Below are 17,666 nucleotides of genomic sequence, written 5' to 3'. Positions count from 1 at the left end.
CGCCGGGGCGGGGCCGTGCCCGCGCCGCCCGCCCCGGGGCCGTACCCGCGCCGCGCGCGTCAGCGCACCCGCGTGCGGCCGGATTTGTCCGGTGACGAGCGGCGGGTGCCGGTGGTGGGGGTCTCAGTGGTGGGGGCGTCGGCTGTCAGGGTGCCTCCGCCGCTGATCCGGGCCATGGCCGCCGCGGCGGCCGCGCTGAGGCGGGGGTGGCGGGCCGCGGCGGTCAGGGCAGGGACGGCACGCTCGTCGCCGATGGCGCCGAGGCCCTCGACGCACGCCCGGGCGATCGGCCAGTGGCGGTCGCGCGCGGCCAACTGGCGTTCGAGCGCGGCGACGAGGGCGGGGACGGACTCGGGGGCGCGCAGCTCGACGAGCAGCCGGATGGGGTGCAGGGAGTAGGCGGTGCGCAGGGGGTTGGTGGCCAGCGCGGCCGCCGCGCGGGCGGTGCGCGGGTCGCCGAGGCGGGCCAGGACGCGGGCGGCGGTCGCGCAGCGGGCCGGTTCGCGGTAGTTGAGGAGGAGGACGAGGGTCTCGAAGGCGCGGCGGTCGCCCGCGCTGCCGAGCACGAAGGCGGCGGTCTCCCGGGCCCACAGGGGCTGCTCGGGCGCGACGAGGATGCGGGCGAGCTGTTCGCGGGCGGCGGGGGTGCCCTGCCGTACGAGCGCGAGCAGCGACGCGTGGGCCCTGGCCTCCTCCGGGGACGAGAGCGATGCCCGCACCCGGTCGGTGAGTACGCGGAATTCTTCGTCCATGTGGTGGTCTCCCCTCCCCGGTGACCGGCGCCCCGGCGCGCAGGTCACAAAACAAGCTCTGGCGTCTTGGTTACCCGCCGGTTAAACTGGCGACACGAGCAGCACCCCTGCTCTGGCGGCCTGGTGACGCAGCCGCCGGGTGAAGTCGGTTCGGCAGTGCGGTTCGGTACGGCGTGGCCCCGGGACAGGGCCGGCCGCGTGTCTCCCACGGGCAGTCTGCTCCGTGTGGCGCTGTTCGTCAGGGAGCGTGCAAGCCCTTCCGTCGGAGTTTCGTGTCAGCCCGCCGCGCATGACCGAAAGCTCCTCTCAGTCGTCACTTCATCCCCGCGTCCGGGGAACACCCTCTGGAGTCCGCGATGGACCGTCTTCCGACCACCGACGCCAGCCGTACCTCCGGCCGTACGTCCGGCCCCGCGCCCGGCCGTACGCCCTCCCCAGATCTCTCCCCCTCCGGGGCCCCGCTCACTACTGTGGCCGTCATCGGTCTCGGCACGATGGGCACCGGAATCGCCGAGCTGCTGGCCCGGGCGGGCCGCGAGGTGATCGGCGTCGACATCAGCGAGAGCGCCGCCCGCCGGGCGGTCGCCGCGCTGGAGGCAGCCACCGCCCGCGCCGTGCGCCGCGAGCGGATGACCGAGCGGGAGCGGGAGGCGGCGCTGGCCCGCTTCCGGGTCTCCACGGATCTGCGGGCCGCGGCCGGCGCGGATCTGGTGATCGAGGTCGTGCCGGAGAGCTACGACATCAAGCACGAGGTCTTCACCGCCCTGGACTCCGTGGTGCGGCCCGACGCGATCCTGGCGACCGGCACCAACGCCCTGTCCGTGACCCGGCTGGCCGCCGACTCCGCCCACCCGGAGCGCGTGCTGGGCCTGCACTTCTTCCATCCCGCGCCCGCCATGAAGCTGGTCGAGGTGGTCTCCAGCGTGCTGACCGCCCCGGCGGCCGTCGCGGCGGTCACCGCGCTCGCCCGCGACCTGGGCAAGGAGCCGGTGGCGCTGGGCGACCGGCCGGGGTTCGTCGCCGACGGGCTGCTGTTCGGCTATCTCAACCAGGCCGCCGCGATGTACGAGTCGAAGTACGCGGCGCGCGAGGACATCGACGCCGCGATGCGGCTGGGCTGCGGCCTGCCGATGGGGCCGCTGGCGCTGCTCGACCTGGTCGGCATCGACACGGCCCGTACCGTCCTGGAGGCGATGTACGCGGCGTCCGGCGACCGGCTGCACGCGCCCGCGCCCGTCCTGGGCCAGCTCGCCGCGGCCGGGCTGACCGGTCGCAAGGCGGGCCGGGGCTTCTACACGTACGAGGCGCCCGGCAGCGGGGTGGTGGTCCCGGACGCGCTGACGCCGGACCCGGCCGGGGCGACCCAGGCCGCCGCGCGGGAGGTCCGCGCGGTGGGGGTCGCGGGCTCGGGCACCATGGCGAGCGGGATCGCCGAGGTCTTCGCCAAGGCGGGCCACGACGTGGTGCTGGCCGCCCGCACCCCGGGGAAGGCGGAGGCGGCGAAGGACAGGATCGCCAGGTCCCTGGCGAGATCGGTGGCCAAGGGCCGGCTGACCGAGCAGGCCCGCCAGGAGGCGCTGGCCCGGATCGTCCTGGCCGCGTCGCTGGACGCCTTCGAGGACGTGGACCTGGCCGTGGAGGCGGTCGCGGAGGACCTGGCCGTCAAGCAGCAGCTCTTCGCGACGCTCGACAAGGTCTGCAAGCCGGGCGCGGTGCTGGCCACCACGACCTCGTCGCTGCCGGTCATCGCCTGCGCCCGGGCGACCTCGCGCCCGCAGGACGTGGTCGGCCTGCACTTCTTCAACCCGGCGCCCGCGATGAAGCTGGTCGAGGTGGTGCGCACGGTCCTCACGGCGGAGGAGGCGCGGGCCACGGCGCACGCGGTGTGCCGGGCGGTGCGCAAGCACCCGGTGGACTGCGGCGACCGGGCGGGGTTCATCGTCAACGCCCTGCTGTTCCCGTACCTCAACAACGCGGTGAAGATGGTTCAGGAGCACTACGCCTCGCCGGACGCCATCGACGCCGCGATGAAGCTCGGCGGCGGCTATCCGATGGGCCCCTTCGAGCTGCTGGACGTGGTGGGCCTGGATGTGTCCCTGGCCATCGAGAAGGTGCTGCACCAGGAGTTCCGCGAGCCGGGCCTGGCGCCGGCGCCGCTGCTGGAACACCTGGTCGCGGCGGGGTGCCTGGGACGGAAGACGGGGCGCGGCTTCCGCGAGTATGCGAAGGCCTGAGGAGCGGCCGGGGTGGGGCGGCCTGCTGGATCCCTCCGCGGGTCCGCCCCCGCACGAGCACCGCGCACCAGACCGCGCACCAGCCGGGGGCCAGGGGGCATCGCCCCCGGAAATGCAGTACGTTCCCCACATGTCCCAGCCTCTGAAGGCCGCTCGTACGCCAGCTGTGAACCGCTCCGGCCCCTCCGGCGGCGGCGGCGCCGGAGCCCGCCGGGCCAGCGCGCAGCGCCTGACCATGCGCCGCAAACTGGCGGCCGCGGCGATGGAGTTGTTCGCCACGCAGGGTTACGAGGCGACGACGGTCGATGAGATCGCGGCGAGAGCGGGGGTCGCCCGCCGCACCTTCTTCCGCCACTTCCGCTCCAAGGAAGAGGCGATCTTCCCTGACCACGACGACACGTTGGTGCGGGCCGCGGACGTGCTGGACGCGGCGCCGCCGCATGAACACCCGCTGGACACGGTGTGCCGGGGGATCAAGGAGGTCATGCGGATGTACGCCGCCTCCCCCGCGGTCTCCGTGGAGCGCTACCGGCTGACCCGCGAGGTGCCCGCCCTGCGCGAGCGCGAGATCGCCTCGGTGGCCCGCTACGAGCGGCTCTTCACCCGTTATCTGCTGGGCCACTTCGACGAGGGCGCGCACCACGACGGCAACGACGACCCCCTGCTCGCGGAGGTCGCCGCCTCCGCCGTGGTCACCGCCCACAACCACGTCCTGCGGCGCTGGCTGCGCGCGGGCGGCGAGGGCGATGTGGAGGCCCAGCTCGACCACGCCTTCGAGATCGTGCGCCAGACCTTCGGCACCGGCATCGCCGGCCGCCCCGCCACGGGCCTCCCAGCGGCCACGGTCTCCCCCAAGAGCGAGGAGGAGGACGTGGTGGTGATGGTGGCCCGCACGGACGCCCCGCTGGACGAGGTGATGCGGACGATCGAGCGGGCCCTGAAGCGGTAGCGCCTCCGCGAGGCGCCGACCCACCACCACCGCACCACCGAGCGGCGGCGGCCGTCCCTTTCCGGGGCGCCCCCCGCCGCTCATGTGTGCCGTGCAGATGACAACTGAGAGAATTTGTTGGCACGCAGTGTCTTGCGAGCTGGCACAGCGTGCCATACCGTGATGTTGTCCGGGCGGAACGGCGCGCCCCACACAGGGCACGCCGGCTGTCCCCGCAACCCGCTTTCGCGCGCCCGGACGGCCTGCGTCACCAGGCGCCCCGCGCTACCCGCGCGCCACTCAGCACCACCTCCGCCGGACCGACGGCACCAGCAGAACCCGTCAGAGAGCCCAGCGTTCCCTCAAGCGTCCCCGACGCTTCGCCGGAGGCACCGATGAACGAAATCCTTGACGCGATCCTGGCGTCGACCCAGTCCGACCACGGCTCCCCCGCCCTGGGGCCCGCGGACTTCGCGGCCCTGCCCGTCCCCGAGTCGTACCGCGCGGTGACCGTGCACAAGGACGAGGCCGAGATGTTCGCCGGCCTGACCACCAAGGAGAAGGACCCCCGCAAGTCGCTGCACGTCGACGAGGTGCCGGTGCCCGAACTGGGGCCCGGCGAGGCGCTCGTGGCCGTCATGGCCAGCTCGGTGAACTACAACTCGGTGTGGACCTCGATCTTCGAGCCGCTGCCGACCTTCGCGTTTCTGGAGCGGTACGGCAAGCTCTCCCCGCTCGCCAAGCGCCATGACCTGCCGTACCACATCATCGGCTCCGACCTGGCGGGCGTCGTGCTGCGCACCGGCCCCGGGGTCAACCTCTGGAAGCCGGGCGACGAGGTCGTCGCCCACTGCCTGTCCGTCGAGCTGGAGTCGGCCGACGGCCACAGCGACACCATGCTCGACCCCGAGCAGCGCATCTGGGGCTTCGAGACCAACTTCGGCGGCCTCGCCGAACTCGCGCTCGTCAAGTCCAACCAGCTCATGCCCAAGCCGGACCATCTGACCTGGGAGGAGGCCGCCGCACCCGGCCTCGTCAACTCCACCGCGTACCGGCAGCTCGTCTCCAGCAACGGCGCCCAGATGAAGCAGGGCGACAACGTGCTGATCTGGGGCGCCAGCGGTGGGCTCGGCAGCTACGCCACCCAGTTCGCCCTGGCGGGCGGCGCCACCCCGATCTGTGTGGTCTCCTCGCCCCGCAAGGCGGAGATCTGCCGCGCCATGGGCGCCGAGGCGATCATCGACCGCAGCGCGGAGGACTACCGCTTCTGGAAGGACGAGCACACCCAGGACCCCAGGGAGTGGAAGCGCTTCGGCAAGCGCATCCGCGAGCTGACCGGCGGCGAGGACGTGGACATCGTCTTCGAGCACCCCGGCCGGGAGACCTTCGGCGCCAGCGTGTACGTCACCCGCAAGGGCGGCACCATCGTCACCTGCGCGTCCACGTCCGGCTACACCCACGAGTACGACAACCGCTACCTGTGGATGTCCCTCAAGCGGATCGTCGGCTCCCACTTCGCCAACTACCGCGAGGCCTGGGAGGCCAACCGCCTGATCGCCAAGGGCAGGATCCACCCCACCCTGTCCAAGGTCTACCCCCTGGAGGAGACCGGCCAGGCCACCTACGACGTGCACCGCAACGTCCACCAGGGCAAGGTCGGCGTGCTGTGCCTCGCCCCCCAGGAGGGCCTGGGCGTCCGCGACCCCGAGCTGCGGGCCAAGCACCTCGACGCCATCAACCTCTTCCGGGACGCCGCATGACAGCCCGCGGCAGGCGTAAAAAGGATCGGCCCTGGCTGATGCGGACCTACGCCGGGCACTCCTCCGCCGAGGCGTCCAACGAGCTGTACCGGCGCAACCTCGCCAAGGGGCAGACCGGCCTGTCCGTCGCCTTCGACCTGCCCACCCAGACCGGCTACGACCCGGACCACGTCCTGGCCCGCGGCGAGGTGGGCCGGGTCGGCGTACCGGTCTGCCATCTGGGTGACATGCGGCGGTTGTTCCGCGACATCCCGCTGGAGCGGATGAACACCTCCATGACCATCAACGCCACCGCCATGTGGCTGCTGGCGCTGTACCAGGTGGTCGCGGAGGAGCAGGGCGCGGATGTGGCCGCGCTGCAGGGCACCACGCAGAACGACATCGTCAAGGAGTACCTGTCGCGCGGGACGCACGTCTTCCCGCCGGGGCCCAGCCTGCGGCTGACCACCGACATGATCGCGTACACGGTCGCCGCCATCCCCAAGTGGAACCCGATCAACATCTGCAGCTACCACCTCCAGGAGGCCGGGGCCACCCCCGTGCAGGAGATCGCCTACGCGATGTCCACCGCCATCGCCGTGCTGGACGCCGTCCGGGCCTCCGGGCAGGTGCCCCAGGAGCACTTCGGCGAGGTGGTGGCCCGGATCTCCTTCTTCGTGAACGCGGGCGTCCGGTTCATCGAGGAGATGTGCAAGATGCGCGCCTTCGGCCGCATCTGGGACCGGATCACCCTGGAGCGCTACGGCGTCCAGGACCCCAGGCACCGCCGCTTCCGCTACGGCGTCCAGGTCAACTCGCTCGGGCTGACCGAGGCCCAGCCGGAGAACAACGTCCAGCGCATCGTGCTGGAGATGCTCGCGGTCACCCTCTCCAAGGACGCCCGCGCCCGCGCCGTGCAGCTGCCCGCCTGGAACGAGGCGCTGGGGCTGCCCCGCCCCTGGGACCAGCAGTGGTCGCTGCGCATCCAGCAGGTCCTCGCCCACGAGAGCGACCTGCTGGAGTACGACGACATCTTCGCCGGCTCGCACGTCGTCGAGGCCGAGGTGGCCGCGCTGACCGAGGCCGCCACGGCGGAGATCGAGCGGATCCAGGGGATGGGCGGGGCCATGGCCGCCGTCGAGTCCGGCTACCTCAAGGCGCAGCTCGTCGCCTCGCACGCCGAGCGCAGGGCGCGCATCGAGGCGGGCGAGGAGAAGATCGTCGGCGTCAACTGCTACGAGTCCACCGAGCCCAACCCGCTCACCGCCGACCTGGACACCGCGATCATGACGGTGGACCCGGCGAACGAGGCGCGGGTGGTCGAGGCCCTGCGGGCCTGGCGCGACGGGCGCGAGGAGGGCCGGGCCCAGGACTCCCTGGCGGCGCTGAAGAAGGCCGCCGCGGGCAGCGACAACCTGATGGCCGCGACCCTGGAGTGCGCCCGCGCGGGGGTGACCACCGGCGAGTGGGCGGGGGCGCTGCGCGAGGTGTTCGGCGAGTTCCGCGCCCCGACCGGGGTCGGCGGGGCGCCGGTGGCGGTCGCCGCCGAGACGGGCACCCCGCTGGCCGCGGTCCGCGCGAAGGCCGCCGCGACCGCCGCCGACCTCGGCGTCGGGGCGCTGCGGCTGCTGGTCGGCAAGCCCGGCCTGGACGGGCACAGCAACGGCGCCGAGCAGATCGCCGTACGGGCCCGGGACGCCGGCTTCGAGGTGGTCTACCAGGGGATCAGGCTGACCCCCGAGCAGATCGTCTCGGCGGCCGTCGCCGAGGACGTGCACTGCGTCGGCCTGTCCATCCTCTCCGGCTCGCACGCCGAGCTGGTGCCGGACGTGCTGGCCCGGCTGCGCGCGGCCGGCGCGGCCGACATCCCGGTGATCGTCGGCGGGATCATCCCGGCCGCGGACGCCGCCGCGCTGCGCGAGGCCGGAGTGGCGGCCGTCTTCACCCCGAAGGACTTCGGTATCACAGAGATCATCGGCCGTATCGTCGACGAGATCCGTACCGCGAACCAGCTCGACCCCCTGGAGGTCCCCGCATGACCGCGCCGTCCCCCATCAACCGTCTGCGTCCGCGCCGCTCCTGCCTCGCGGTCCCCGGGAGCAATCCGCGCTTCCTGGAGAAGGCCCAGGGCCTGCCCGCCGACCAGGTGTTCCTGGACCTGGAGGACGCGTGCGCGCCGCTGGCCAAGCCGGAGGCGCGGCACACCATCGTCAAGTACCTCAACGAGGGCGACTGGACGGGCAAGACCCGGGTGGTGCGCGTCAACGACTGGACGACCGAGTGGACGTACCGCGATGTCGTGACGGTGGTCGAGGGCGCGGGCCCCAACCTCGACTGCATCATGCTGCCGAAGGTGCAGAGCGCCGAGCAGGTCGTGGCGCTCGACCTGCTGCTGACGCAGATCGAGAAGACGATGGGGTTCGAGGTCGGCCGGATCGGCATCGAGGCCCAGATCGAGAACGCCCAGGGGCTGAACCACGTCAACGCGATCGCGCAGGCCTCCCCGCGCCTGGAGACGATCATCTTCGGCCCGGCCGACTTCATGGCGTCGATCAATATGAAGTCGCTGGTCGTGGGCGAGCAGCCGCCCGGCTACCCGGCGGACGCCTACCACTACATCCTCATGAAGATCCTCATGGCCGCCCGCGCCAACGACCTCCAGGCGATCGACGGGCCCTATCTGCAGATCAAGAACGTGGACGGCTTCCGCGAGGTCGCCGGCCGGGCCGCCGCGCTCGGCTTCGACGGCAAGTGGGTGCTGCACCCCGGGCAGGTGGAGGCCGCCAACGAGGTCTTCTCGCCCTCGCAGGAGGACTACGACCACGCCGAGCTGATCCTGGACGCGTACGAGTACTACACGTCCGAGGCGGGCGGCAAGAAGGGCTCGGCGATGCTCGGCGACGAGATGATCGACGAGGCCAGCCGCAAGATGGCGCTGGTGATCGCCGGCAAGGGCCGGGCCGCCGGCATGGCCCGTACGTCCCGCTTCGAAGCCCCGGAGGCGTGAGCGCCATGCAGTTCGGCCGCACCTACGAGGAATTCACGGTCGGCGACGTCTACCGGCACTGGCCGGGCAAGACCGTCACCGAGTACGACGACCACCTCTTCTGCCTGCTCACCATGAACCACCACCCGCTCCACCTGGACGCGAACTACGCCGAGCGGACGACGGACTTCGGCAGGAACGTGGTGGTCGGCAACTACATCTACTCGCTGCTGCTGGGCATGTCCGTGCCCGATGTGTCCGGCAAGGCGATCGCCAATCTGGAGATCGAGTCGCTGCGGCACGTCGCGCCCACCTTCCACGGCGACACCATCTACGGCGAGACGACGGTGCTCGACAAGACCCCGTCGAAGTCCAAGCCCGACCGGGGCGTGGTCCAGGTGGAGACCAAGGGCTACAAGCAGGACGGCACGCTCGTCTGCGTCTTCCGGCGCAAGGTGATGGTGCCGACGGCCACGTACATCAAGGAGCGGGGCGGCGAGCAGCCCGGCCGGCCCACGCTGGGAGAGGACTGAGATGAGCCGCCTCGCGCAGACCGACGGCCTGACGGACGTCCAGCAGGAGATCCTGGCCACCGTCCGCGACTTCGTCGACAAAGAGATCCTTCCGGTGGCCACCGAGCTGGAGCACCGGGACGAGTACCCGGCCCAGATCGTCGAGGGCCTCAAGGAGCTGGGCGTCTTCGGGCTGATGATCCCCGAGGAGTACGGGGGGCTCGGGGAGTCGCTGCTGACCTACGCGCTGTGCGTGGAGGAGATCGCCCGCGGCTGGATGAGCGTGTCGGGCATCATCAACACCCACTTCATCGTCGCGTACATGCTCAAGCAGCACGGCACGGAGGAACAGAAGGAGTACTTCCTGCCCAAGATGGCGCTGGGCGAGATCCGCGGCGCCTTCTCGATGTCGGAGCCGGGTCTCGGCTCGGACGTGTCCGCGATCACCACCAAGGGGGTCCGGGACGGCGACGACTACCTGCTCACCGGCCAGAAGATGTGGCTGACCAACGGCGGCACCTCCACGGTGGTGGCGGTGCTGTGCCGCACGGACGAGGGTGCGGAGGCGGAGGGGGCCGGGACCGCCCCGCACAAGTCCATGACCACCTTCCTGGTGGAGAAGGAGCCGGGCTTCGGCGAGGTCCGGCCCGGGCTGACCATCCCCGGCAAGATCGAGAAGATGGGCTACAAGGGCGTCGACACCACCGAGCTGATCCTGGACGGACTGCGCATTCCGGCGGATCGGGTCCTCGGCGGCACCACCGGCCGCGGTTTTTACCAAATGATGGACGGAGTGGAGGTCGGGCGGGTCAATGTGGCCGCCCGCGGCTGTGGCGTGGCGCGCCGCGCCTTCGAGCTGGGCGTCGCATACGCACAGCAGCGGCACACCTTCGGCAAACCCATCGCCCAGCATCAGGCCATCCAGTTCAAACTGGCAGAAATGGCCACAAAGGTCGAGGCAGCTCATGCGATGATGGTCAACGCGGCCCGCAAGAAGGACTCGGGCCGACGCAATGACCTGGAGGCCGGGATGGCGAAGTACCTGGCCTCCGAGTACTGCAAGGAGGTCGTGGAGGACGCATTCCGCATCCATGGCGGCTATGGCTTCTCGAAGGAGTACGAGATCGAGCGCCTCTACCGGGAGGCCCCGATGCTTCTCATCGGTGAAGGCACCGCCGAGATCCAGAAAATGATTATCGGACGACGTCTCCTGGAGGAGTATCGCATCCAGGGCTGAATGTCCCTTTCGGCATGGTATTGCGGTGGTATCCGCGAGAAGAAGATCACACCACGCCGGGGAGACTTCGGCCATCGACAGGCCCTGGCGCTTGCCCAGTTACCGCTCGCAACCGATACCATCCCGGAAAGCCGCCGTCCCCAGTCTCGTGTCGCGGCATCCTCCGCTACGAAGGTCATCCATGCCCCACAGCCATTCCTCTGCACCACGCGACAGCCTGGCCGGCGTACGCCTCGCGCGCGGAGCGTCGCCGTGGCTCCTCCCGACCGTCGCCACCGCGGCGGTCAGCCTCACCCGCGCCCGCCGCTCCGGCCGCTGGGCGGCGGTCGCCGTGCCCGCCACCGCTCTCGCGGCGGGCATGCTGTGGTTCTTCCGCGACCCCGACCGGGAGATCGCTCAGGGCCGGGTCATCTCCCCGGCCGACGGCGTGGTGCAGAGCATCATGCCGTGGAAGGACGGGCGCACCCGCGTCGCCATCTTCATGAGCCCGCTGAACGTCCACGTCAACCGCGCCCCGCTGGCCGGCACCGTGACGTCCGTCGAGCACATCCCCGGTGGCTTCGTTCCCGCGTTCAACAAGGAGAGCGAGAACAACGAGCGGGTCGTCTGGCACTTCGACACCGAGCTCGGCGACATCGAGATGGTGCAGATCGCCGGGGCCGTCGCCCGGCGCATCGTGCCCTACGTGCCCCAGGGCACCAAAGTCGAGCAGGGCGAGCGGATCGGCCTGATCCGCTTCGGCTCGCGCGTCGACATCTACCTGCCCGAGGGCATCGACGTCGACGTCGAGGTCGGCCAGGCCACCACGGCGGGGGTGACACGCCTTGACCGTGCTTGATCCCGACACCCAGGCCGCCACCTGGGCCCCCGACGCCGAGGTGGACGAGGACGTCGACGAGACGGACGACATGCCGCTCTCGACGCGCCTGTCGATAGCGGACACGCTCACCCTGGGCAACGCGACCTGCGGCTTCCTGGCGGTGTACTTCACCACCACCGGCGTCCTCATCCCGCACCTCACGGGCAGCGAGGACGGCGGCATGACCCGGCACAGCGCCGCCTCCGCGGTGATGCTGATGCTGCTCGCCTCCGTCTTCGACCTGTTCGACGGGCTCGTCGCGCGCAAGCTGCGCAGCTCGGCGATGGGCGCGGAGCTGGACAACCTCTCCGACCTGATCAGCTTCGGGCTCGCCCCCGCGTACTTCGTGGCCGTGTGGGGCATGGTCGCCGACGACGCGTACCAGCGGGTCTCGGCGGTGGCCGCGATCGTGGTGCTGCTCGCGGTGGTGCTGAGGCTGGCCAGATTCTCCTGCGTGACCATGCCCAACGGGGTCTTCCAGGGCATGCCGAGCCCCTTCGGCGCGCTGACCGTGGTCTCGGTCGTGCTGCTGGGCCTGCCCTTCGTGCCCACGCTGCTGGCGATCATCGGCGTGGCCTGGCTGATGGTGAGCCGGGTGGAATACCCCAAGCCGCGGGGCCGGCTCGCGGTCGCCATGCTGAGCTGGATCGTCACCAGCATGGCCCTCCTGGCGGCCTGGGCCTTCGAGGCCCCCGGCGGCGAGCTGCTGCTCCAGACGGCCTGCGCCCTGCAGGTGGTCCTCGGCGCGGTGATCCCCCTCTTCGCCACGGCCCGCCGGGTCAACGCCTTCCGCGACAACCGCCGCGAGGCGAGGGCAGCGCAGCTGCCGTAGCGGGACCAGTCATACGGAAACGGGGTGGGCCCGAGCGAAGGAATCGCTCGGGCCCACCCCGTTTCCGTATGCGCCCGCTCCCCCGCCTCAGGCCAGGAAGTCCGCCGCGAGCCGCTCCGCCGCGCGCTCCAGCAAGGGACCCGCCTCGGCGATGCAGCGGGCCGGGTCCGGCTCCAGGGCGGTCAGCGGGTAGGCGCGGCTGATACCCGCCCCCGCGAGGGCCGCCGGGGTCAGCGCGAGGCGGCCGCAGACCGCGACCACCTCGACGCCGCGCGCCCGGGCCGCGGCCGCCACGCCCGCCGGGGCCTTGCCGTGCAGGGTCTGCTCGTCGAGCGACCCCTCGCCGGTGATCACCAGGTCGGCGCGTTCGAGCGCCGGGGCGAAACCGAGCACGTCCAGCATCACCTCGATACCGGGGCGGAAGACCGCGCCCAAGCCGATGAGCGCGCCGTAGCCGATGCCACCCGCCGCGCCCGCGCCGGGCGCCTGCGCGTACTCCGCGGCACGCGGCCCCACGGCCCGCTCCAGGACCGCCGCGTAGTGGGCGAGGGCCCCGTCCAGGAGCACCACATCGGCCATGGTCGCGCCCTTCTGCGGGCCGTACACCGCCGCCGCGCCCTTCGGCCCGGTCAGCGGATTGTCGACATCGCTGGCCAGGACGATCTCGGTGTCCGCCAGGCGCGGGTCAAGACCGCTCAGGTCCGCCGTGGCCAGCTCCCGCAGCGCGCCGCCACCCGGCCCGACCGGCTCGCCCGCGGCGTCGAGCAGCCGGGCGCCCAGCGCGGCCAGCATGCCCGCGCCGCCGTCGGTGGTCGCGCTGCCGCCGACCCCGAAGACGACCGTACGGGCGCCCGCGTCCAGCGCCGCGCGCAGCAGTTCACCGCTGCCGTACGTGGTCGCGGCCAGCGGCGCGAACAGCCCGTCCGGCAGATGGCGCAGCCCGGACGCCTCGGCCATCTCCACCACGGCCACCTCGCCGCGCAGCGCGTACGCCGCGGTCACCGGCTCGCCCAGCGGCCCGGTCACCCGCGCCTCGCGCCGCTCGAAGCCCGCCGCGACCGCCGCGTCCACGGTCCCGTCGCCGCCGTCCGCGACCGGCAGCGCCTCGACGCGCACCGCCCCCGCCCCGCCCGGCGCGCCGCGCCGCAGGCCGGCCGCCACGTGCTCGGCCACCTGGACCGCCGTCAGCGAGCCCTTGAACTTGTCCGCGGCGATCAACACCCGCGTCGGCGCCTTGGCCTCCGCCCGAACCCGCCCGGTCTCCGCCACCGTCGTCACCCCTCGCTCTCGCCCCCAGCCGATCCGCCCACCCCGCGGCGACCCTATCCGGGCCGCTCGCCGGGCGCGATGGTGTCGGCCTGCGGCGGGGCGCCGGCTCGGGTACACCTGACACATGACCCTTGCCGGGAGCGCGCTCGCGGACCGGATACTCGGCGGCTGGCTCGGCCGCATCGCCGGGAACATGCTCGGCAAGCCCGTCGAGCGCGGTGACCATTGGACCCGCGAGCGGATCGACCGCTATCTGCGCCGCGCGGACGCCCTCCCCCTGACCGACTACGTCCCCGCGCTGGAGCCCCCGCCCGACCCCGTGGAGTTCGAGCTGCGCCCGGAGTGGCAGGAGTGCGTCCGGGGCCGGATCGACGGCAGCTGCCGGGACGACGACATCGACTACACCCTGCTGGGGCTGCACCTCCTGGAGACCCACGGCTTCGGCTTCACCACCGAGCAGGTCGGTGACCTGTGGCTGCTGCGCCTGCCGTATCTCCAGACCTTCACCGCCGAGCGGGTCGCCTACCGCAATCTCACCGCCGGGGTGAAGCCACCGCTCACCGCCACCCTCGACAATCCGTACCAGGAGTGGATCGGCGCCCTCATCCGCGCCGACATCCACGGCTGGGCCAACCCCGGCGACCCGCGCACCGCCGCCGCGATGGCCCGGCGCGACGCCGTGCTGTCGCACACCGGCAACGGCGTGTACGGGGCGATGTGGGCGGCCGCGCTGATCGCCGCCGCGTTCACGGCCGACGGCCCGCGCGAGGCGATCGAGGCCGCCCTGGAGCGCATCCCGCCGCGCTGCCGGCTGGCCCGTACGGTCCGCAAGGCCGCCGCCCTGCACGAGACGGGGATGGCCTGGGCGGCCGCGCTGGACCAGCTGGAGCGGGAGACGGCCGGGCTGCACTGGATCCACGTCGTGCCCAACGCCGCCGTCATCACGGCCGGGCTGCTCTACGGCGAGGGCGACTTCACCTCCACCATCGCCCTCACCGTGCGCGGCGGCCTGGACACCGACTCCAACGGCGCCACGGCCGGGTCGGTGGCGGGCGTCCTGTGCGGGGCGGCCGCGATCCCGCCGCAGTGGACCGAGCCGCTGCGGGACCGGGTCCGCAGCGCGGTGTTCGGCTTCGACGGCGCGCGGATCAGCGACCTGGCGGCGCGCACGCACCGGCTGGCGCTGATGGGTGCGCGTCGTCTCGCCACCCAGCCGCTCGCGGACTGAACCCGGCCGGGTTCAGTCGCCCGCCACGTACCGCACGAACCGGGCCCAGTCGGCGCGGCCGACCTTGATCTGGCGCCCCAGCGCGCGGAACAGATCCACCGCGCCGTCACCCGCGTCCTCGTCCGTCGGGTCCGCCACCTCAGCCCACCCCCTCGCCATACGCACCCGGGCAGTCACCCTGCGTGCGGGACTGGATTTCGGTCAGCGTAGGGCGGATCGGCCACCGCAAGAGCCGAAGGGCCGGAATATCACCCTGACGAGTGAATGATAGGAACGGGGTATCATGGCGCCATGCTGTATCAGACGCCCCACCTCGAACCCGTGGACCTCAAGGTCCTGGACGAGGTCGACACCATGCGCGCCCAGCTGCGGCACGCCGTGCAGCAGGTGCCCATGAAGTGGACGCTCGACCTGCGCAAAGCACTCACGGCCAGCGCGATCGCGGCGTCGAACACGATCGAGGGCTATCAGGTCGACGTCCGGGACGTCGCCGACCTCATGGACGGCGAGCGCGAGGTCGACGCCAGCGACGAGAACAAGGCGGAGACGCTGGCTTATCAGCAGGCCATGACCTACATCCAGTCCCTGCACGACGTCGCCGACTTCCGGTACGGCAAGGAGCTGCTCAACAGCCTCCACTGGATGCTCCAGGGCCACCATCACCCGCGGAAGACAGCGGGCCAGTGGCGCAAGTCGGCCATCCGCATCACCGCTCCCGGCGATGAATTCGCCACGGACTACGAGGGCCCGGACCAGGAGCTGGTGCCCGGCCTGATGAGCGAGCTGATCGACTGGCTCAACGAGGGCGAGCTGGACCAGCACGTCCTCATCCGCGCCGCGATGGCGCACCTGAACCTCGCGAAGATCCACCCGTGGTCCGACGGCAACGGCCGGATGTCCCGCTCGCTGCAGACCCTTCTGATCGCCCGCGGCGGGGTCCTCGCTCCCGAGTTCTCCTCCATCGAGGAGTGGCTGGGCATGCCGGGCAACACGTGGGAGTACTACAAGGTGCTGCGCACGGTCGGCGGCCCCGTGTGGTCACCGCAGCGGGAGACACTGCCGTGGATCAAGTTCAACCTCCTCGCCTACCACCAGCAGGCCCAGCGGGTGCAGCGCCGCGTCGAACGGTCCAACGACTGCTGGACGCAGCTCATGGAGGCGACCGCGGAGTACGGGATCACCGAACGGCAGGTGACCGCTCTGCACGAGGTGGCCATGGTGGGCCGGGTACGGCGGTCCCGCTACGAGAAGGCCGAAGGGCTCAACACCCAGCAGGCGACGCGGGACTTGCAAGCCCTGACGAAGTCCGAGCTGCTGACCGCCGTCGGGCAGACGAAGGGCCGGCATTACGTCGCGGGGCCCCGGTTCCCGCAGAACGTGCTGGCGACCGCCCAGCGGCGGCACACCATCATCGACCCGTACAGCGCCTGACCGCTCGCCTCACCGGTCCACCGTGTCCCACGCGTTGCCCAACCAGCCCTCGTGACTGTTGAGCAGCGCGACGAGCGAGGCGGTCACGCGCTCGTCCCACCCGTCCGCCTCCACATTGAGCTCGAAGGTGTCCACCCCGCCGTTGCGGTAGTCCAGCACGACCCGGCCCTCCGCGCGCCACCTCGTACGGCGTGGCATGCGCGCGACATCGCCGCTGCCGGAGACCAGGCTGCCGACCGCGATGGCCATCTGGATCGGGAAGAGCAACCACCACACGACCCACCAGAAGGGCCGCCCCTTGAGCCCGACGGCGGGCTGCGCCCCGGGGCGCTGGACGGTCCAGCGGGTGCGGACCCGGCCGCCCCTCATGGCGGGTTCGTGCAGGACGAGGGCCAGTGGCTCACCGGCGGCGCCCAGCACCTCGTACGTGGCGGGGCCGCCCTTGGTCGCCGACTTGGTGACGACCTGCGCGAACACCCCCGCGCGGTACGGGTCGGCCCAGAGGGTGAAGGCGCGGACGCCCTGCTTGCGGGCGGCGCGGTACTCCTTCGGGCCGCCGCCGGGCGGGAGCCGCCGCTCCGGGTAGGCGAGGGTCCGGATGGCCCGGCCGCCCGCCGGGTCGGGGCCGTCGGAGGTGCGTATCTCCCAGGTGACGCGGCCGTCCTCGGGCGGCGGATCACCCTTCCGCCGCACGCTCGCATCGCTCAGCCACACAGACCGTGTCATCCGGACCTCTCCGCCTCGCCGCACCGATCACCTGACGATCACCTACGGAGCCGGACTTTACCGCTCCGCGAAAACGCGTTCGCCGCCGTCCGCGCCCGGTGCGTACGCTCGCCCCATGAGCACCGAAGCGACACGCCGGCCCCTCGTGGCGATCCTGAGCGGGGCGGGCATCTCCACGGACTCCGGAATCCCCGACTACCGGGGCCCGCAGGGGCTTTGGCGGCGCGATCCGGAGGCCGAGAAGCTGGTGACGTACGAGTACTACATGTCCGACCCGGACATCCGCCGCCGCTCCTGGCAGATGCGTCGCGACAGCCAGGCGCTGCACGCGAAGCCGAACCGGGCGCACGAGGCCGTGGCCCGGCTGGAGCGGTCGGGCACCCCGGTCCGGGTGATCACGCAGAACGTGGACGGGCTCCACCAGCTCGCCGGGCTCCCCGCCCGCAAGGTGCTGGAGCTGCACGGCACGGCGCGGGCGGTGGTGTGCACCCGCTGCAAGGCGCGCTCGGAGATGGCGGAGGCCCTGGAGCGGGTGGCGGCCGGCGAGCCGGACCCGGCGTGCCTGGTGTGCGGGGGGATCCTGAAGTCGGCGACGGTGATGTTCGGCGAGAGCCTCGACCCGGAGGTCCTGACGGGCGCGGTCGCGGTGGCGAAGGCCTGCCAGATCTTCATCGCGGTCGGCACCAGCCTCCAGGTCCAGCCCGCCGCCTCCCTCGCGGGCATGGCCGCCGAGTCGGGCGCCCGCCTGATCATCGTCAACGCCGAGCCCACCCCGTACGACGAGCTCGCGGAGGAGCTGATCCGCGAACCCATCGGCACAGCCCTGCCCGCGCTGCTGGACCGGATCGCGGCGGAGGGGTGAGGGCCCGGGCGCCCGGCCGGGCGGAGCGGACGGACGCCCACCATCCGCTCGCCCATGTCGCGAGCGCGCCG

General features: G+C 72.0%; 16 protein-coding genes. 12 read left to right on the top strand and 4 right to left on the bottom strand.

Annotated elements, in window-relative coordinates; translation table 11 throughout:
- Positions 1 to 59 precede the first annotated feature (59 nt).
- A complete protein-coding gene (locus tag ABFY07_RS34420; protein WP_346178257.1) occupies positions 60 to 752 on the bottom strand; it encodes a HEAT repeat domain-containing protein in 693 nt (230 codons plus the stop codon).
- A 356-nt stretch (positions 753 to 1,108) separates the two neighbouring features.
- Between ABFY07_RS34420 and ABFY07_RS34415 the strand changes: the two genes are divergently transcribed.
- The 9 genes from ABFY07_RS34415 (at position 1,109) to pssA (ending at position 12,079) form a co-directional block, all read left to right on the top strand.
- Entirely contained in the window at positions 1,109 to 2,986 is a 1,878-nt protein-coding gene (locus tag ABFY07_RS34415) for a 3-hydroxyacyl-CoA dehydrogenase family protein (RefSeq protein ID WP_346178256.1), read from the top strand.
- Positions 2,987 to 3,116: 130 nt separating this feature from the next.
- Entirely contained in the window at positions 3,117 to 3,935 is an 819-nt protein-coding gene (locus tag ABFY07_RS34410) for a TetR family transcriptional regulator (RefSeq protein WP_346178255.1), read from the top strand.
- 374 nt (positions 3,936 to 4,309) lie between these two features.
- Positions 4,310 to 5,674: a crotonyl-CoA carboxylase/reductase gene (gene ccrA / locus ABFY07_RS34405; protein ID WP_346178254.1), complete on the top strand. Its 1,365-nt coding sequence runs from the start codon at positions 4,310 to 4,312 to the stop codon at positions 5,672 to 5,674.
- The gene (locus ABFY07_RS34400) at positions 5,671 to 7,692 is read left to right on the top strand and encodes a protein meaA (RefSeq protein WP_346178253.1); all 2,022 of its coding nucleotides are present in this window, start codon (positions 5,671 to 5,673) and stop codon (positions 7,690 to 7,692) included. Before ccrA ends, ABFY07_RS34400 begins: the two co-directional genes overlap by 4 nt.
- Complete coding sequence (locus tag ABFY07_RS34395) at positions 7,689 to 8,660, top strand: HpcH/HpaI aldolase/citrate lyase family protein (protein ID WP_346178252.1); 972 nt, start codon at positions 7,689 to 7,691, stop codon at positions 8,658 to 8,660. The genes ABFY07_RS34400 and ABFY07_RS34395 overlap by 4 nt, the downstream gene beginning before the upstream one ends.
- 5 nt (positions 8,661 to 8,665) lie before the next feature.
- Entirely contained in the window at positions 8,666 to 9,172 is a 507-nt protein-coding gene (locus ABFY07_RS34390) for a MaoC family dehydratase (RefSeq protein ID WP_346178264.1), read from the top strand.
- Position 9,173: 1 nt separating this feature from the next.
- Positions 9,174 to 10,388 carry an acyl-CoA dehydrogenase family protein gene (locus ABFY07_RS34385; protein WP_346178251.1) on the top strand — a complete coding sequence of 405 codons (1,215 nt, stop codon included), beginning with the start codon at positions 9,174 to 9,176 and terminating at the stop codon, positions 10,386 to 10,388.
- Between the two features lie 181 nt (positions 10,389 to 10,569).
- The gene (locus ABFY07_RS34380; protein WP_065965746.1) at positions 10,570 to 11,226 is read left to right on the top strand and encodes a phosphatidylserine decarboxylase; all 657 of its coding nucleotides are present in this window, start codon (positions 10,570 to 10,572) and stop codon (positions 11,224 to 11,226) included.
- A complete protein-coding gene (gene pssA, locus ABFY07_RS34375) occupies positions 11,213 to 12,079 on the top strand; it encodes a CDP-diacylglycerol--serine O-phosphatidyltransferase (RefSeq protein WP_346178250.1) in 867 nt (288 codons plus the stop codon). Before ABFY07_RS34380 ends, pssA begins: the two co-directional genes overlap by 14 nt.
- Positions 12,080 to 12,166: 87 nt before the next feature.
- Here pssA and ABFY07_RS34370 read toward each other — a convergent pair whose 3' ends face one another.
- A complete protein-coding gene (locus ABFY07_RS34370; RefSeq protein WP_346178249.1) occupies positions 12,167 to 13,348 on the bottom strand; it encodes a glycerate kinase in 1,182 nt (393 codons plus the stop codon).
- A gap of 124 nt (positions 13,349 to 13,472) precedes the next feature.
- Here ABFY07_RS34370 and ABFY07_RS34365 point away from each other — a divergent pair, with 124 nt between their 5' ends.
- Positions 13,473 to 14,576: an ADP-ribosylglycohydrolase family protein gene (locus ABFY07_RS34365; protein WP_346178248.1), complete on the top strand. Its 1,104-nt coding sequence runs from the start codon at positions 13,473 to 13,475 to the stop codon at positions 14,574 to 14,576.
- A 12-nt stretch (positions 14,577 to 14,588) separates the two neighbouring features.
- Here ABFY07_RS34365 and ABFY07_RS34360 read toward each other — a convergent pair whose 3' ends face one another.
- Positions 14,589 to 14,714, bottom strand: a complete 126-nt coding sequence (locus tag ABFY07_RS34360) for a hypothetical protein (protein WP_346178247.1) — start codon at positions 14,712 to 14,714, stop codon at positions 14,589 to 14,591.
- A 153-nt stretch (positions 14,715 to 14,867) separates the two neighbouring features.
- On the opposite strand from ABFY07_RS34360, the gene ABFY07_RS34355 reads away from it, so the two are divergent.
- Positions 14,868 to 16,007, top strand: a complete 1,140-nt coding sequence (locus ABFY07_RS34355; protein WP_346178246.1) for a Fic family protein — start codon at positions 14,868 to 14,870, stop codon at positions 16,005 to 16,007.
- 9 nt (positions 16,008 to 16,016) lie between these two features.
- On the opposite strand, the gene ABFY07_RS34350 is transcribed toward ABFY07_RS34355, so the two are convergent.
- Entirely contained in the window at positions 16,017 to 16,733 is a 717-nt protein-coding gene (locus ABFY07_RS34350) for a hypothetical protein (RefSeq protein WP_346178245.1), read from the bottom strand.
- A gap of 115 nt (positions 16,734 to 16,848) precedes the next feature.
- Between ABFY07_RS34350 and ABFY07_RS34345 the strand changes: the two genes are divergently transcribed.
- The gene (locus ABFY07_RS34345; RefSeq protein WP_346178244.1) at positions 16,849 to 17,595 is read left to right on the top strand and encodes an SIR2 family NAD-dependent protein deacylase; all 747 of its coding nucleotides are present in this window, start codon (positions 16,849 to 16,851) and stop codon (positions 17,593 to 17,595) included.
- Positions 17,596 to 17,666: the final 71 nt, after the last annotated feature.

The organism is Streptomyces sparsogenes subsp. cuspidosporus (assembly GCF_039532705.1).
In the GTDB taxonomy this organism is placed as follows: domain Bacteria; phylum Actinomycetota; class Actinomycetes; order Streptomycetales; family Streptomycetaceae; genus Streptomyces; species Streptomyces sparsogenes.
This window is presented reverse-complemented; position numbering and strand designations above follow the sequence as displayed.